Annotated in this window: 16 protein-coding genes; 10 read left to right on the forward strand and 6 right to left on the reverse strand. The window is 30.3% G+C overall.

Going from position 1 to position 17527, the window contains the following annotated elements:
- Nucleotide 1: 1 nt before the first annotated feature.
- Nucleotides 2-847 (reverse strand): transketolase, encoded by an 846-nt coding sequence (locus ACIQ06_RS09335; protein WP_396145712.1) that lies wholly within the window; start codon nucleotides 845-847, stop codon nucleotides 2-4.
- Nucleotides 848-1018: 171 nt separating this feature from the next.
- On the opposite strand from ACIQ06_RS09335, the gene ACIQ06_RS09340 reads away from it, so the two are divergent.
- From ACIQ06_RS09340 to ACIQ06_RS09380, 9 genes are all read left to right on the forward strand, one after another.
- Nucleotides 1019-1426 (forward strand): response regulator, encoded by a 408-nt coding sequence (locus ACIQ06_RS09340; protein WP_396145714.1) that lies wholly within the window; start codon nucleotides 1019-1021, stop codon nucleotides 1424-1426.
- A 149-nt stretch (nucleotides 1427-1575) separates the two neighbouring features.
- The gene (gene tgt / locus ACIQ06_RS09345) at nucleotides 1576-2706 is read left to right on the forward strand and encodes a tRNA guanosine(34) transglycosylase Tgt (protein ID WP_345089043.1); all 1131 of its coding nucleotides are present in this window, start codon (nucleotides 1576-1578) and stop codon (nucleotides 2704-2706) included.
- 9 nt (nucleotides 2707-2715) lie between these two features.
- Complete coding sequence (locus ACIQ06_RS09350) at nucleotides 2716-3801, forward strand: LptF/LptG family permease (protein ID WP_396145717.1); 1086 nt, start codon at nucleotides 2716-2718, stop codon at nucleotides 3799-3801.
- Nucleotides 3788-4669, forward strand: coding sequence for a DMT family transporter (locus ACIQ06_RS09355; RefSeq protein WP_396145719.1), 882 nt, complete (start codon nucleotides 3788-3790; stop codon nucleotides 4667-4669). The genes ACIQ06_RS09350 and ACIQ06_RS09355 overlap by 14 nt, the downstream gene beginning before the upstream one ends.
- A gap of 94 nt (nucleotides 4670-4763) precedes the next feature.
- Nucleotides 4764-5717: an acetyl-CoA carboxylase carboxyltransferase subunit alpha gene (locus tag ACIQ06_RS09360; RefSeq protein ID WP_298304349.1), complete on the forward strand. Its 954-nt coding sequence runs from the start codon at nucleotides 4764-4766 to the stop codon at nucleotides 5715-5717.
- 151 nt (nucleotides 5718-5868) lie between these two features.
- Complete coding sequence (gene dnaB / locus ACIQ06_RS09365) at nucleotides 5869-7416, forward strand: replicative DNA helicase (RefSeq protein ID WP_396145721.1); 1548 nt, start codon at nucleotides 5869-5871, stop codon at nucleotides 7414-7416.
- A gap of 266 nt (nucleotides 7417-7682) precedes the next feature.
- Entirely contained in the window at nucleotides 7683-7994 is a 312-nt protein-coding gene (locus tag ACIQ06_RS09370; RefSeq protein ID WP_396145722.1) for a hypothetical protein, read from the forward strand.
- Nucleotides 7995-8626: 632 nt separating this feature from the next.
- A complete protein-coding gene (locus ACIQ06_RS09375; protein WP_396145724.1) occupies nucleotides 8627-9430 on the forward strand; it encodes a sensor histidine kinase in 804 nt (267 codons plus the stop codon).
- Between the two features lie 3 nt (nucleotides 9431-9433).
- The gene (locus tag ACIQ06_RS09380; protein ID WP_396145726.1) at nucleotides 9434-10108 is read left to right on the forward strand and encodes a response regulator; all 675 of its coding nucleotides are present in this window, start codon (nucleotides 9434-9436) and stop codon (nucleotides 10106-10108) included.
- Here the strand turns inward: ACIQ06_RS09380 and ACIQ06_RS09385 are convergent.
- The gene (locus ACIQ06_RS09385; RefSeq protein ID WP_396145728.1) at nucleotides 10105-10686 is read right to left on the reverse strand and encodes a ribosome-inactivating family protein; all 582 of its coding nucleotides are present in this window, start codon (nucleotides 10684-10686) and stop codon (nucleotides 10105-10107) included. The two genes, ACIQ06_RS09380 and ACIQ06_RS09385, sit on opposite strands and share 4 nt — an antisense overlap.
- A 306-nt stretch (nucleotides 10687-10992) precedes the next feature.
- Here ACIQ06_RS09385 and ACIQ06_RS09390 point away from each other — a divergent pair, with 306 nt between their 5' ends.
- Entirely contained in the window at nucleotides 10993-12258 is a 1266-nt protein-coding gene (locus tag ACIQ06_RS09390; protein WP_396145730.1) for an asparagine synthetase B, read from the forward strand.
- Nucleotides 12259-12260: 2 nt separating this feature from the next.
- Here the strand turns inward: ACIQ06_RS09390 and ACIQ06_RS09395 are convergent, their stop codons facing one another.
- From ACIQ06_RS09395 to ACIQ06_RS09410, 4 genes are all read right to left on the reverse strand, one after another.
- Nucleotides 12261-13058, reverse strand: a complete 798-nt coding sequence (locus ACIQ06_RS09395; RefSeq protein WP_396145732.1) for a hypothetical protein — start codon at nucleotides 13056-13058, stop codon at nucleotides 12261-12263.
- Nucleotides 13059-13289: 231 nt separating this feature from the next.
- Nucleotides 13290-14276 (reverse strand): alpha/beta hydrolase family esterase, encoded by a 987-nt coding sequence (locus ACIQ06_RS09400; RefSeq protein ID WP_396145734.1) that lies wholly within the window; start codon nucleotides 14274-14276, stop codon nucleotides 13290-13292.
- 231 nt (nucleotides 14277-14507) lie between these two features.
- A complete protein-coding gene (locus tag ACIQ06_RS09405) occupies nucleotides 14508-16637 on the reverse strand; it encodes a DPP IV N-terminal domain-containing protein (protein ID WP_396145736.1) in 2130 nt (709 codons plus the stop codon).
- Nucleotides 16638-16660: 23 nt separating this feature from the next.
- Nucleotides 16661-17470 carry a DUF3667 domain-containing protein gene (locus tag ACIQ06_RS09410; protein WP_396145738.1) on the reverse strand — a complete coding sequence of 270 codons (810 nt, stop codon included), beginning with the start codon at nucleotides 17468-17470 and terminating at the stop codon, nucleotides 16661-16663.
- Nucleotides 17471-17527: the final 57 nt, after the last annotated feature.

Consider the following 17527-nt stretch of genomic DNA (forward strand, 5'->3'; position numbering starts at 1 on the left):
TTTAATAATCCCCCAAAGTTGCTGCGTTTTGTCCTAAAGCATTTGCTAATTGTTCGTCACTTGGTGCTTTTCCGTGCCAAGCATGAGTGTGCATCATAAAATCTACACCATTACCCATTTCGGTATGAAGAATTACGCAAACTGGTTTTCCTTTTCCAGTTCTTGATTTTGCTTCGTTCATTCCAGCGATAATTGCTTCAATATTGTTTCCTTCGGTGATTTCTAATACATCCCAATCGAAAGCTTCAAATTTAGCTCTCAAGTTGCCCATGTTCAAAACGTCTTTGGTAGAACCATCAATTTGTTGACCATTGTAATCTACAGTTGCGATTAAATTATCTACATTTTTTGCAGAAGCATACATAATTGCTTCCCAATTTTGACCTTCTTGTAATTCACCATCACCTGTAAGAGCGTATACCAAATGATTGTCATTGTTCAATTTTTTTGCTTGAGCAGCACCAATTGCAACAGATAAACCTTGTCCTAATGAACCTGAAGCAACTCTTACACCAGGTAAACCTTCATGTGTCGTTGGATGACCTTGCAAACGCGTGTTTAATTTTCTGAATGTAGCTAATTCAGAAACAGGGAAATAGCCACTTCTTGCTAAAACGCTGTAAAAAACTGGAGAAATATGACCGTTTGACAAGAAGAAAATATCTTCGTTTGTTCCGTTCATTTCAAATCCTTCGTTGCGTTTCATGAGGTCTTGGTAAAGCGCTACTAAAAATTCTGCACAACCAAGAGAACCTCCTGGATGACCTGAATTTACGGCATGAACCATGCGAAGAATGTCTCTTCGTACTTGTGTTGTAAAATCTTGTAGTTGTTGAATGTTAGACATTTTATGTAGTTATAAATTATAATTCGTCAAAAGTAAATCTATTTTTTTGGTGAGACAAAAGATTTTATTACAAGTTATCAAGATATTGGCAGTCAATTTTATAATTTATAAATGATTTTATGTAAATGATTTCTTTTTTTCAGAACTAGTTTTACAGCAATCCAAAACACTATGAAAAGTTCAAAAAAAATATATTATTTAGTTGATTCTCTGGATGATTTCAGTTTTTTAAAAGGAATTGGAGATGATATAGGATACCAAATAATTGTTTACCTAGATGGAAAATTCATGTTAAGAACATTAGAACTTCAAGAAGAAAAACCAGAAATAATTATTTTAGATATACATATGCCAATTTTTAATGGTGAAGAAATAGTAGAAATAATTAGAAAAAAGCAGTCTTTAAAGCATATACCTATAATTATGATTTCAAGTGCTTATCCAAAAAAGTTAATTAGCGAATTCAATAAATTAGGAGTGAAGCACCTTTTTAAGAGAAATAATTTAAAAGATTTTAAAGGAACCATTGAAAAGGTTTTAGAGGAATCAATGAAAATGGATGAGGTTGAATGTAACTAAATTTTTGTAATCCGATTTATAATCAAGGCAAGTGCATTTGTTCTTTGCATAGTTTTTTTATTTTGAAAATCATAAATCATTATTAAAAAATTGCATTTCGTAATTCAAGTTTTTTAATTCTGTTATCTTTGCGAATTGAAAATGCCTATATGAAATTCGATTTATTACAAAAAGATGCCCACTCTAAAGCTAGAGCTGGAAAAATTACTACTGACCATGGAGTTATAGAAACTCCTATTTTTATGCCAGTTGGAACTGTTGCCTCTGTAAAAGGAGTACACCAACGCGAATTAAAAGAAGAAATAAATCCTGATATTATTTTAGGGAATACCTACCATTTATACCTTCGTCCACAAACAGAAATTCTTGAAAAAGCTGGTGGATTACATAAATTTATGAATTGGGATAGAAATATCTTAACTGATTCTGGCGGATATCAAGTATACTCGCTTTCGGCAAACAGAAAAATTAAGGAAGAAGGCGTAAAGTTCAAATCACATATTGACGGTTCCTACCACTTTTTTACACCCGAAAATGTAATGGAAATTCAACGTACCATTGGTGCTGATATCATTATGGCATTTGATGAATGTACTCCATATCCATGCGATTATCGTTATGCACAACGTTCCATGAAAATGACACATCGTTGGTTGGATAGATGTATTAATCATTTGGAAAAAGTTCCAGTAAAGTATGGTTATAATCAAGCATTTTTTCCAATAGTTCAAGGAAGCACTTATAAAGATTTGAGAATGCAAAGTGCCGAATACATTGCCAATTCTAATCAAGTTGGAAATGCTATTGGTGGACTTTCTGTTGGTGAGCCGGCCGAAGAAATGTACGCTATGACAGAGGTTGTTTGTGATATTCTTCCAGAAGACAAACCACGTTACTTAATGGGAGTTGGAACTCCGATTAATATTTTAGAAAATATAGCTCTTGGTGTAGATATGTTTGATTGTGTTATGCCAACTCGTAATGCAAGAAACGGAATGTTATTTACAGCAAACGGAACCATAAACATCAAAAATAAGAAGTGGGAAGATGATTTTTCTCCTTTAGATGAAATGGGAATCACTTTTGTGGATACCGAATACACAAAAGCTTATCTTCGACATTTATTTGCTGCCAATGAGTATCTTGGAAAACAAATTGCAACTATCCACAATTTAGGTTTTTATATGTGGTTGGTTCGTGAAGCAAGAAAACATATTATTGCTGGCGATTTTAGAGTTTGGAAAGAAATGATGGTTAAGCAAATGAGTCAACGATTATAAAATTTATTGATGCTTACAATATTAGATAAATACATATTAAAACGCTATTTAACCACATTTTCTGTAATGTTGTTGATGTTTATTCCTATTGGGATAACCATTGACGTATCTGAAAAGGTCAATAAAATGATTGAGAACAATGTGCCTTTTAGTGCTATTGCTCAATATTATGTCGATTTTACTATTTATTTTGCTAATTTACTTTTTCCTATATTTTTATTTCTATCTATAATTTGGTTTACTTCAAAACTTGCTAATAATACTGAAATTATAGCCATATTAAGTTCAGGAATTTCATTTACAAGATTTTTGAGACCTTATATTATTGGAGCAACAATAGTTTCCATATTTGCTTTGTTGATGGGATTCTTTTTGGTTCCAAAAGCCAGTGAAGGATTTAAAAACTTTAGATACATGTACCTTATTGGAAACGGACAAAATGAGATGCGCGACAACTCAGATGTTTATCGTCAAATCAATAAAGAAGAATATATTTATGTAAGTAGTTTTAATTCGGTTTCTAAAATGGCATTTAATTTTTCTATGGAAAAATTTGAAAAAGATAAATTAAAATACAAAGTATCTGCTAGTAGAATAAAATGGAATCCAAGAGATAGTTCCTATACTTTATTTGATTTCAAAAAAAGAAAAGTAGGTGAGTTAGGTGATGTTATAATTTCTGAACAAACAAAAGATACAGTTCTTAATTTTGATTTAGAAGATTTAACACCAGTTGTTTACATTGCAGAAACACTGTCTTATTTTGATTTGACTAAATTTATTGAAAAAGAAAAAACTAGAGGTTCTACTAATATCAACACTTATTTAGTGGTTTTATATAAAAAATATAGCATACCTGTTTCTGCTTTTATTCTAACAATTATTGCTGTAGCCGTTTCTTCAATGAAGCGAAGAGGAGGAATGGGAATTAATCTTGCTATTGGTATTTTGCTTGCTTTTGCTTTTGTGTTTTTAGACAAAGTTTTTGGCGTTTTGGCAGAAAAATCATCAGCACCACCAATAATTGCAGTGTGGATTCCAAATATTCTTTTTGGAATCTTAGCAATATATTTATTACGTAATGCTAAGCGATAACAACAAAAGTTACTTACATCTTCATTTGATAGTTTTCATTTGGGGTTTCACGGCAATTCTAGGAAGACTAATTACTCTTGATGCTTTACCATTGGTTTGGTATCGAATGTTGTTTGCTGTCGGATTTATTTTTATTTACATCAAATACAAAAGAATGCCTATAAAGATTCCTAAGCGAATTCTTTTGAAGTTTCTTGTTGCTGGATTAGTAATTGCATTGCATTGGTTTACTTTTTTTAGAGCTATCAAAGTTTCAAATGTTTCTATTACGCTTGCTTGTTTATCAACAGGTGCATTTTTTACTTCACTTATCGAACCTATTTTCTTCGGAAAAAAGATTATTTGGTACGAAATTTTCTTCGGATTGATTGTTGTTTTCGGACTTTCAATCATATTTAATGTTGAAGGAAGATATACCGAGGGAATAATTTTAGCATTGACCTCTGCCTTTCTTTCTGCTTCTTTTGCAGTAATCAATAGTAAGTTTGTTAAAGACTATGATCCAACGGTAATTTCTTATTACGAATTGGGCGGAGGTGTTTTGTTTTTCTCAATATTCCTACTTTTTACCAATAGTTTTAATTCTGAATTTTTTCAACTGACTACTTCCGATTTTATTTATTTATTGATATTAAGTTCGGTTTGTACAGCATATGCTTTTATTGCCTCAACAGCGGTTATGAAATTTTTAAGTCCTTATACAGTGATGCTTACCATTAATTTAGAACCTATTTACGGAATCATTCTTGCGGTTCTAATTTTTGAAGATAAAGAACAAATGAGTCCACAATTTTATGTTGGAGCTGTAATTATCTTATTAACTGTTATTTTAAACGGAATTTTAAAAAGCAGATTAAAAGCAACTTAGCTTTTGTTTAAAACTTATAGTGTAAAATTACTTTTACAAAAGATTTAAAATTTTATCTTTGTAGTTCGAATTTTAATTAAAATGCACAAATCCTATGGAATATTTAGATTTTGAGCTTCCTATTAAAGAGTTGGAAGACCAATTAGACAAATGTCAGATTATTGGTCTAGAATCAGATGTTGATGTAACCAATACTTGCAAACAAATCGAGAAAAAACTTGAAGAAACAAAGCGTAAAATATACAAAAATTTAACAGCTTGGCAACGTGTTCAACTTTCTCGTCATCCTAACAGACCTTATACTTTAGAGCATATTACAACTTTAACTAAAGGAACTTTTTTAGAACTTTTTGGAGACAGAAATTTTAAAGACGATAAAGCCATGATTGGTGGTTTAGGTCAAATTGACGGACAATCATTTATGCTTATAGGTCAACAAAAAGGAATCAATACCAAGATGCGTCAGTATAGAAATTTTGGAATGGCAAATCCTGAAGGCTATAGAAAAGCACTTCGATTGATGAAAATGGCAGAAAAATTTGGAATTCCTGTAGTTACTTTTATTGATACTCCCGGAGCATATCCTGGTTTAGAAGCAGAAGAAAGAGGTCAAGGAGAAGCAATTGCAAGAAATATTTTTGAAATGTGCCGTCTTAAAGTGCCAATTATTTGTGTAATTGTTGGTGAAGGTGCTTCTGGTGGAGCTTTAGGAATTGGTGTTGGTGATAGAGTTTTAATGATGGAAAACACCTGGTATTCTGTAATTTCTCCTGAATCTTGTTCTTCTATTTTATGGAAAAGTTGGGAATATAAAGAGCAGGCAGCTGATGCATTAAAATTGACTTCTGCTGATATGAAAAAGCAAAAATTAGTCGACGATATTATTCCAGAACCACTTGGTGGTGCTCATTATGATAAAGAAACAACTTTCAAAACGGTAGAGCAATATATCATGAAAGCTTTTAATGAATTGAAAGATTTATCAACAACTGAATTAGTTTCCCAGAGAATGGACAAATACAGCAAAATGGGCGAATATAAAGAGTAAAATCTTACAAAATTAATCAAAATCCGTCTCGTCCTAAAAGCTAGGATTAGACGGATTTTTTTTAGGTTGTTAACAAAAAATACTTAGTTATAAACAATAAATAGTAATAACTAAAGTTCATAAAAATTACAGAATTGGTTACTTTCGCTACATGGAAAATCTCAAAAATATAAACCCAATTAAAGTAGATAAAACTACTATAATCAATCTAGAAAAAGGGAAGTTACCTCCACAAGCATTAGACCTTGAGGAAGCAGTTCTTGGTGCGATGATGATTGATAAAAAAGGTGTTGATGAGGTTATTGATATATTACAATCTGATGCCTTTTACAAAGATGCTCATAAGCACATATTTGAAGCAATTTTTCAGTTATTCACAGATTCTCAGCCTATTGACTTGTTAACAGTTTCGGCTCAGTTAAAAAAGAATGCTAAACTAGAATTGGCAGGAGGTGATTTTTACCTTATTCAACTTACACAAAAAATATCTTCTTCTGCACATATTGAGTTTCACTCGCGAATTATTTTACAAAAATTCATTCAAAGAAGTTTGATAAGAATATCTTCAGAAATCATTGAAGAATCTTACGATGAAACTACAGATGTATTCGATTTACTTGACAAAGCCGAATCTAAATTATATGAAGTAACGCAAGGAAATATCAAACGAAGTTCAGAAACAGCTCAGAGTTTAGTAATTCAAGCTAAAAAACGAATTGAAGAAATTGCAAACAAAGAAGGTTTATCAGGAATTGCAACTGGTTTTGATAAATTAGATAAAGTAACTTCGGGTTGGCAACCATCTGATTTAGTTATTATTGCGGCTCGTCCAGGTATGGGTAAAACAGCTTTTGTACTTTCAATGGCAAGAAATATGGCTATTGATTTCGGTCATCCTGTAGCATTATTTTCTCTTGAGATGTCTTCTGTTCAGTTGATAACTCGTCTAATTTCATCAGAAACTGGTTTGTCATCTGAAAAACTTCGTACAGGAAAATTAGAAAAACATGAATGGGAGCAACTTTCTGTAAAAGTAAAAGATTTAGAAAAAGCACCTTTATATATAGATGATACTCCATCGTTGTCCATTTTTGATTTGCGTGCCAAAGCAAGACGTTTATCTTCTCAACACGGAATAAAATTGATTATTGTCGATTACCTTCAATTGATGACAGCAGGAGGAAACGGAAAAGGTGGTGGAAATCGTGAGCAAGAAATTTCAACAATTTCAAGAAACTTAAAAGCTTTAGCAAAAGAATTAGAAGTTCCAGTAATTGCGCTTTCACAATTATCTCGTGCGGTTGAAACTCGTGGTTCTAGTAAAAGACCATTGCTTTCTGACTTACGTGAATCTGGAGCAATTGAGCAAGATGCCGATATTGTATCGTTTATTTATCGTCCAGAATATTATAAAATTGAAGAATGGGATGATGATGAACAATCGCCAACTGCTGGTCAAGCCGAATTTATTATTGCAAAACACAGAAATGGTTCGTTAGAAAATGTTCGTTTAAAATTCATTGGAAATCTTGGAAAATTCGATAACCTTGAAGAATATGGTGGCGGATTTGACGATTTACCTTCTAAAATGAATTTAGGTGATGATAATCCATTTTTCACCAAGAATTTACCTTCACCAAATGAAGCCTTTGGAAGTAGTTCCAACTCCAATGACGACGATAGTGATGTGCCATTTTAAAATATTGAAAGTTCTGAGAAATCAGGACTTTTTTTTATATTAAAAAACACGTAGTTTTACGTGGTTTTAAACCAAAACATTATTATAATTTTATGCACTTCAAAGTAAGGCATAAATTATATGATTGATAATAATTTAAATAGTGAGCAATTTATTAATTTGATAAAGATTCTCTTTACGGTCTCTTTGTCAATGGCTCTTTTAATTATTATTATTTTTCATTATTACAGAAACAAGTATTTAACCTTAACTAAATATAAATAATCATGGCAGAAAACACAATTACATTAGAGCAAGCACAAAAATGGGCAAGAAATTGGAGAAACAATCCTAATACAAAAGTTATTGCTTTTCTAATTCCCGAAGTCGATTTAACTCAAGTAATGGCAGAGAAAAATACTGTCAACATTAGAACTTATCTTGGTATTGATGATCAAAACAATTCTAAATTAATGATTGTTGGAGTTGATTCTAATGGTAAAGATTTGATAGATGATAAGAATGGTCAATACATTTATGATATGACGTCGGCTTGCCAACCTGATTGTGATGTCAATAGTCCGTTATTTAATATTTAATAAATAAAGATGTTTCATATATTAAGAACTATTTCATTTATATTATTAATATTAAATTTTATACTTTTTCTTTCTCAATTCAAAAAAGAAAATAAACCATATAAAATTTATGCCATTTATTTATGCGCGATGCTTTTAAATGAAATTTTAATAAGGGTAGTTGTAATTTATGGATATCAAAATTTAATTTTTTCGCACACCTATTTTTCGGGACAATTTATTCTGTTAAGTTTATTTTATTTACAGTTACTGAAAGAAAATTATCAGAAGAAGATTGTAAAATTTAATTTGATTTTTATTCCATCTATTTTAGTAGTAAATTTTTTAATTTTCCCAGAGCAATTACACGAGTTTTGTATGATTGAAATACTGTTAACTTCAATAGCTATTATAAGTTACAGTACGTTTTATTTTTACAATATGTTGTCTAATAAAAAAGAGTTTTATTTAATAAATTGTGGAATTCTAATCTACTTATTTGGAAGTACAGTTACTTTTCTACCAAGAAATTTGTATATTTCTTATGGAAAAAGTTTTTATATGTTATTAAGTAATTTAAACATTGTGTTGTACATAGTATATCTAGTTTTTATTTTTTTAGAATGGCGACAAATTAAAACAAGAAGTAAAGGATGAAAAAAATTAACGATTCCATTGTTGGCAATAACGTTGACATTTATGTTGTTGTAGGATATTTATTCATTGCGTTCTTGTTAATGGCTAGCGTCTTAATTTTGTTCTTTTATTTTTCAAGAAAGAAAATCATCCAGAAAGAAATTGAAAAAAAAAATCTAGAAATTAATCATCAGAAAGAACTTTTACGTTCCGTAATCCTTACTCAGGAAGCTGAAAGAAAAAGAATTGCACAGGATTTACATGATGATATCAGTTCTAAATTGAATGTAGTTTCACTAAACACACATCTTTTAAAAACTCCAAATTTATCTGATGACGAGCTGCTAGATATTACAAATAATATTACCGATTTAACTCAAAAAGCATTAGAAAATTCCAGAAGAATCGCACACGATTTATTGCCTCCAGTGCTTGAGAAGTTTGGACTTCATGCTGGTGTTGAAGAGTTAGTTGTTGAATTTAATAGCTCTAAAGTTGTCCTAGTGAAATATACTAATGAGTTGAATTTTAATATTGATGACATAGATAAGCATCTTCACATTTTTAGAATACTACAAGAGTTGCTAAATAATTCAGTAAGGCATGGAAAAGCTACTGAAATTTCAATCGCTTTTAAATCGATTGATAATCAAAACACTTGCATTTATTCAGATAATGGAATTGGATTTGATAGCAATTCTGATTCTGCTCAAAAAGGATTAGGTATGAAAAACATTGAAAGTAGGATCAATTTTTTAAATGGAACTTTTTCTTTGAATTCATCTTTAAATAATGGTGTTAAAATCAATTTTACATTTTAATCTATGGATAATATTATCAAAATAGTTTTAGCTGATGATGAAGAATTATTCCGAAAAGGAATTTATTTTTTGTTACAAAGAGAAAAAAATATTGAAGTAGTTTTCGAAGCTTCTAATGGTGCTGAAATAATTGATTATCTAAAAACATGCGAAACTCAACCCGATATCATTCTAATGGATTTAAAAATGCCTGGAATAAATGGAGTTGAAGCTACTAAAATTATTCATAAAGAGTTTTCGGAGGTTAAAATTATCGCTTTAACTAGTTATAATACAAAATCATTTATAGCTAATATGATCAATGTCGGAGCTGTTTCTTATTTGGTAAAAAATGCTTCTCCATCCGAAATGGTTGAAACAATTAATGAGGTTTCAAAAAAAGGTTTTTATTATAATGATACAGTTTTGGAAGTAATTCAAGATGATATTATTTTATCAGGTAATAAATCTAATAAAAGTGCTTTTGATGATGAATTTTTGACTAGTCGTGAACGAGAGGTTTTAACTTTAATTTGCCAACAATTGAGTACTAATGAAATTGCCGAAAAGTTATTTATAAGTTCTAGAACTGTAGAAGGGCATAGAACTAATTTGATGTTGAAGACAGAATCAAAGAATATTGCAGGTTTAGTTGTATATGCAATACAAAATAAATTGTTATTAACAGACGAGCTTTAACTTGCTAAAGAGTGACCGCCCCAACCAATAATTTCAAACAAATTTGGGCTAAATGAATTTTCATTTCCAAGAACACTGTTTATACCATTAGCAACTGAAGAAAATCTTGTTGCTTCACTTAAAGTAATAATTAATCTTGCAATCGAATCATATTCAGCTTGACCAATATCTTTACTATTTTTAACATTATTCAGAATATTAATACTTTCAAATAGGTTTTTATCTGTTATTACAGGTAATTTCATTCCAAAGCCTAAACTTTTGTAAGTTCCATTAACAGCTAATTTTTTAGCTTTAATTGTAGTTTCTTCACACGGAAAAGGAACTATATTAAATATAAATTCTTGATTGTTTTTTGTTTTAAAACCTAAGATATTTAATGAAGCAATTATTGGAGGATTTTTTGAATTGGTTTCCAATCCAAAATTCATTAGAAGTGTAATTTCAGCACCATTAGGATGTGAAACATTGATTGAATCACATGTGACTTTATTACCATTTAATTTTATTGAATTAATAATGGTTTGAATATCAGAAATATAAATTCCTTTTGAATCAAGTCTTAGTCTGTAATTCATTTAATGATTAGCTTAAAATGAATTTTATTGATAAAACAAAATATGCTAATAACATTACTAATAATAATGTAAGCCCTAATTTTTTAAAAATATTCATGCTTTTAAAAGAATTACTCATGGTTATTGTTTCGTTTATGTTCATGTTAAATTGTATTAAATTGTTAATCCAAAATTAACTACAATAAATTTCTCTCATATACGTAGTTTTACGTGTTTTTAGTTTTAATGTAAAATATTTAACAAAACATTATCTTTGACTATATAATCTAAAAATAGTATCTTCGAAGATAAATTTATTCATTTAATATGAAATTCTTAAAGTCAGTTTGTCTAATGCTTCTTTTGGTTTGTGTAACCAAGGTTCACGCCAATTTTATATTATTACCAATGGATGATGTTTCTCAAAAAAATCATCTAAAAGCCTATGGTATAACCTATTGGTGTCTTGATAAACAATATAAAGCCAGTTGGTTGTTGAATTATAGAGGAGGTTCTTTTTTGTTGCCTGATGCCCCAGAAATAAGAAAAGAATGTCAAATTAGAGGTGTAAGTTTTGAACTTCTTTCTGATGGTGAAGCCAATCAAATTCTTGACGAAATTTCTTCACCTTCTCAAAATATGGAAACTGTTGTTTTAGAAAAAGCACCTAAAATTGCTGTTTATACACCAAAAGGTAAGCAACCTTGGGACGATGCTGTAACTATGGTTTTAACTTTCGCTGAAATTCCTTTTACACCAATTTATGATGAAGAAGTGCTTAATGATCAATTAATTTTATACGATTGGTTGCATTTACATCATGAAGATTTTTCAGGACAATATGGTAAGTTTTATGGCGCCTATAGAAATGCTCCATGGTATATAGATCAAAAAAAGGAAGCCGAAACTTTGGCAGCAAAACTTGGTTTCTCAAAAGTGTCTGAGGCAAAGTTAGCTGTTGCTAAAAAAATAAGGGATTTTGTAATTGGCGGCGGTTTTATGTTTGCAATGTGTTCAGCGACAGATAGTTTTGATATAGCGCTAGCAGCCGAAGGTGTTGATATTTGCGAGCCAATGTTTGATGGCGATGATAGTGAAGCAAATTATCAATCGAAAATTGACTATGCTAAAACTTTCGCTTTCAAAAATTTTATTTTGGATAGAAAACCTGAGCATTATGAGTTTTCAGATATTGATATGACCGAAAAAAGAAGAATTCCGATGGAGAAAGATTACTTCACATTGATGGAATATTCTGCAAAATGGGATGTAATTCCTAGTATGTTATGTCAAAATCATACCCAATTAGTAAAAGGTTTTATGGGACAAACAACTTCATTTGAAAGAGAATTGATAAAATCTAATGTTTTAGTTTTAGGTCAGAATGAATTGAATGAAGAAGCACGATACATACATGGTCAAAAAGGAAAAGGATTTTTTACTTTCTTTGGAGGACATGATCCTGAAGATTACCAACATAGAGTAGGTGATGCTCCAACAGTTTTAGATCTGCATCCAAATTCTCCTGGTTTTCGATTGATATTAAACAATGTATTATTTCCTGCAGCGAAAAAGAAAAAACAGAAAACATAAAATTAAGGTTCACTACATTCTTCTGTTGTTGAAATAAATAACTTTTTATATTCCTGATACATAATTTCAGTATTTTCTAAAACTTTGCATTCTTTGCAAGTTTTGATAGTATTGTTGCTCCAACCAAAGGTGAACAAATCCATTTTTGCATATTCCAAACATTGTTGAGAATTTAATCTGCTTTGAAATTTCTTCTCAACATTTTCAGGTGAACCATTGTTGGCTTTTTGCTCTTCATTTAATTTTTTCCAAGCAGCAATCATTTTCAAACTATCACCAGAAACCAAAGCGTCAACATATACTTTTGCTTTTGGATTATAGGAAGTATTTTTCAAAAGAGATAGATTTGAATAAGCAGAAAGAGCTAATTTTTGGTGGTCATAAAACGATTTTAATTCCTGAAGTTTTAGTTTTTTCAAATTGTTCCAATAAGGTAAATCAACTATTTCTAAGTTTTCAAGTTCGGCTTTTCCTTCAGCATATCGTTCTTCTAAAACGGTAATGGGTTCTGTTTTGTCTTCCAAATTAAATACAGGATAACCATTAAAACTGATATAACCACTTGTGCCAAACCAAAGATGATGGGTGTCTTTTAATTGTTTTTTTGTGTATTTTGAAGTATCAAATTTACTATTCATTTCACATAACTCTGTATACCAATTAATTGTATCATTAGCAGTTTCAGGTGTTATTTCTTCAGTAACTGGAATTGATTTGTCATCCGATTTTTTTTCTTTTTGGCAAGAGATATTGCTAATGATAAAGAGAAATGAAAGTGTTAATGAAATATGCTTTTTCATTGTGATTTTTTTGTAAAAGTAATATAAAATGAAAAATCCCAAACTCAATTGTGATTGAAATTTGGGATTTTATGGTAGTAGCTAAAAGTTATGTTCGTTATATTCATTGATATAGTTTGAAAATTTAGTTTTGAACGTTTTGGTATATTGTATAAGTAATTGATTTATATTTATTTATTTTCAATTTAGCACTAAACCCACTATTTTCCAAACTGCTATTGTGTGCTGTTTTTATTGAAGTCCTTTAAAAAAGTTCCAAACTTCTTCCGCATATTCTATATCTCTATTTTGAACTCCACTTGCAGGTGAAGAATTGGTATAAACGGTCTTACTTGGCACAGCATGACCAGCGTTATTTAGAACAAAATAAATCAATGGTTTTGCACCACTGTAAATTCTTTTTTCTACGTTGCCTGCATCTGTTGTGTTCAAGTTAAAAGTTGATATGGTTGGATTAATATTTTGTAAACCGTTTCTTTGTAACCAATAATCTAAGGTTGCTGTTTGAGATATTACTTTTCCTCGATTACAATTGCCTCCAATATTAGCAACACAACCGCCATTTGCAGGCATTGCAGGATCACTTGTTCCGTGAGTTATCAAGATTGGTAATGGTAGATTAGAGCCATTTGTACAAATCCCGCTTTCAGGAAACTCTGGTAAATTCCCACTTGAAACAGCTATAGCTTTGATAGTTTCAGGAAATTGAAAAGCATAGGAATAGGTCATTAAAGCACCATTACTTGTCCCTGTTAAATACATTTTGTTTGAATTAATATTTAACTCTGAGATTAATTTTGAATTTAACTGATACAAAAAGGAAATGTCGTCACCTTGACTTCCAGATATATCATCACTTCTACAATCATTCCATCCAGGATTTCCTTGAATGTCGAGTGAACCTTCTGGATAGACTACTAAAAACTTTTCATTGTCTGCAATTGTTCGAAAAACGGATAATGGGTGAGTACCAATTTCTGAAACTCCAACACCAAGTCCACCGCCACCGTGCAAAACTGTTACAACAGCATTTACAGTTGTCATTCCTAGTGGTCTATAAACTAAATATTTTCTGGTAATGTTGTTAATTGTTATATAATTTGTTGTCAAACCTTCTTGGTAAGGAATAACATTAGGATTTGAAGGATTTTGATTGTCGTCATCCTTGTTACAACCAAGGGTAAAAATCACGACAAATAATAAAAATGTTCTAATCATATTTTGTTTATTTTGATAGTCATACTTGGTTAGATATTATTTTCATTAAAAGGTTTAATCTTGGTACGCTATTTTTTAAAATAGCACACAACTTGTATATATGTATGATAAATTCAATTTCACTTAACAAATATAACAAAAGCAATTACGACTTTATTTTAAATTTTTCAATAAAAAATCCCAAACTCAATTAGTATTGAAATTTGGGATTTTAAATTTTGGAATTTGAAACTATTTATTGTTTTCTATAATATAATTCAAAACTTTAGTCATTAAATGCACTCTGTCTTTTCCAATTACGTTGTGTTTGTGCATTGGATAAGGGAAATAATCTACTTGTTTTCCAACTTCCACAAATTTCTTTACTAATGATAAATTGTGTTGTTCTACAACGACATCATCATTAGTTCCATGAATTAAAAGTAATTTTCCTTTCAAATTCTTTACATGAGTTAGCAAACTTGCTTCTTCAAAACCTTTAGCATTTTCTGTTGGTGTGTCCATGTAGCGTTCGCCATACATTACTTCATACCATTTCCAATCCACAACTGGTCCACCTGCAACTCCAACTTTGAAAGCGTCTGGTTTTCTCAGCATTAATGAATTAGTCATAAATCCACCATAACTCCAACCGTGAACGGCAAGACGATTACCGTCAACATAAGGTAATGATTTTAAGTATTCTACACCTTTTATTTGATCTTCAATTTCGTTAGTTCCGCATTTTCCATGAATCACACTTTCAAAAGCAAATCCACGATTGTCCGAACCACGATTGTCAACAGTAAATACTAAATAACCTTGTTCTGCCATCCAATACATCCATAAATTTGCGCCATCTAAATAGGAATTCGTAATCATTTGCGCATGCGGTCCACCATAAACATAAACCATTACTGGATATTTTTTTGAGGCATCAAAATTACTTGGTTTGATTAATCTTGTATATAAATCAGTAGTTCCGTCAGCAGCTTTTATCGTTTTGATTTCAGCCGTTCCCATTTCATAACCTTCGTATTTATTTTTACTTTCTAAAAGAGTAATTGCCTTACCTTTTTTGTCGTAAAGTAACGATTTTGATGGCGTTGAATGATTAGAATATTCATCAAAAATCCAATTGTAATCAGATGAAATGGAAACATTATGAACACCTTCATCTTTAGTAATCAAGGTTTGTTTTCCTTTCAAATCAACTTTATAAACCAACATATTTGTCGGATTTGGACCAGTTGCTTTAAAATAAATTTCAGTTCCAGCAGGATTTGCTCCTAAAACATCTCTTGTTACAAATTTGTTACTAGTCAATTGTTTAATCAATTTTCCATCGATTGTGTAATAGTATAAATTTTGAAAACCATCTTTTTCGCTATGCCAAACAAAATTATTTGATTTTTCACTTGGGAAAAAAGCGTCGTGTTCTGGTTCAACCCATTTATCACTAATTTCGTTTAAAAGAGTTTTAATAAATGCACCCGAATTTGCATCATATAAATTCAGACACATATCATTTTGACCGCGATTTAATTCAGCAATTAAGATAAATTTTTCGTCTGGAGTCCAAGAAAGATTCGTCAAATAATCGTCAGCATTATTTCTTGGAGAAATAAAAACTGTTTTCCCTGTAGCCAAATTGTAAATACCAACTTTTGGTTTTTCCGATTTTTGACCAATCATTGGATATTTTATCGAAACCAATTTTCCTGGAGTTTCATTAGTATCTAATAATGGATAATCAGCCACTTCGGTTTCATCTTTTTGATAAAAAGCTAAATAAGATGATTTAGGTGACCAAAAAATACCACCTGAAATTCCAAATTCGTTTCTAGAAATAGATTGTCCCGAAACAATATTTTTGTCTGCATTGTTAGTAACAGCAACTTTTTCTTTGTTTTTATTTATAAGAAATAAATTATTTCCTTCAGTAAAAGCAAGATTTTGTTTCGATTTGTCAAAGGTTTGATTTTCGGCATTTTCAGGAGTTTGTAATATTTCTTTTCCTGATTTAGAAGTCAATGAATAAGTGAAATATTTTCCGTTTTCTGAAACTAAAATTGTAGAAGCATCTAACCATTCTATTCCAAAGAAATTTTTTAATTTAGTTCCTAAAGCAGTGTTTATGTCTGCTAAAGTTGGTGTCTCAATGAAATTTGGACCTTGAGTTCCTAATATTAGCGTTGTCCAAGAATCTTTAAAATAAACATATTTGTTAGTGTTTGGAATCCATTGAAAACCTGTCATTTTATCGGCTCCAAATTTTCTTCCTTGTTGCAAAACGCCGTCTTCTAATGTAATTTTCTTCAATTGCGCTTGAGAAGTAACTACTAAAAAAATGGAAATTAGAAATATTATTTTACTTTTCATGAGGTTGATTTATTGATGTGAAATTAAATTTTTCCGGTTGGTTTTATATATTCTAAAAGCTCTTTCGGACTGTAAGCTATGGCGAAATAAATCATGTAAAGTATCATAGCAATAAAAATAAACGCAAAATACGCTACAACAATTAGTAAAAAAATCAACACTACATTTAGTGCAACTTCTTTAAAACTTTTTTCAGGATAAAATCCTTTAAAAAACCAAAAATAAATTAGAACGTATAAAATGAACGAAAAGGTTGAAAGATTCAAAAACAATTCGGGTGAATTTTTTAAAAAATATAAAATGGGTACAATAAAAACTATATAAGCAACCTTGTAATAAGATAAAACATAGGAATTAATGATGATGTGTTCGTAATAATTTTGTCCCCAATTTTTTAAAATTAACCATGTACAGAAGGCAAAAACAGGAATCAATGCCATCATCAACAAACTATAATAACTCGACATGAACGTGTACATATCGGCCATCATCATAGAGTTCATTTTTTTATCCGAATACACTTTCGTCATTATTGAACCCATGTCAAGCAATTTAAACATCAAAAGCGCAGAAATTGTGGTAAGAATAAATAGTAGCGAAAGTGGTTTGTAATGGTTTACTCTATTACCTTCAATAAATTCTCGTGCGGTTTTACCTGGATTTTTTACTAATTTTTTTAATGTATATAAAAATCCTTTGTTAGTGTGAATTATGGTGTATTGTAATTCATCAACTATGTATTTTTTATTTATTCTTTTAAATGATTTTTGTCCACAATTGCTGCAAAAATTATCTAAAATTAAGGTATTACAGTTTTGACAATTTTCTTTCATAATGAATTAAAACTATTTTAATGGTTTATAAAGGTATAAAATGAAATTGATTTTTAA

The organism is Flavobacterium sp. (assembly GCF_044341265.1).
GTDB lineage: Bacteria > Bacteroidota > Bacteroidia > Flavobacteriales > Flavobacteriaceae > Flavobacterium.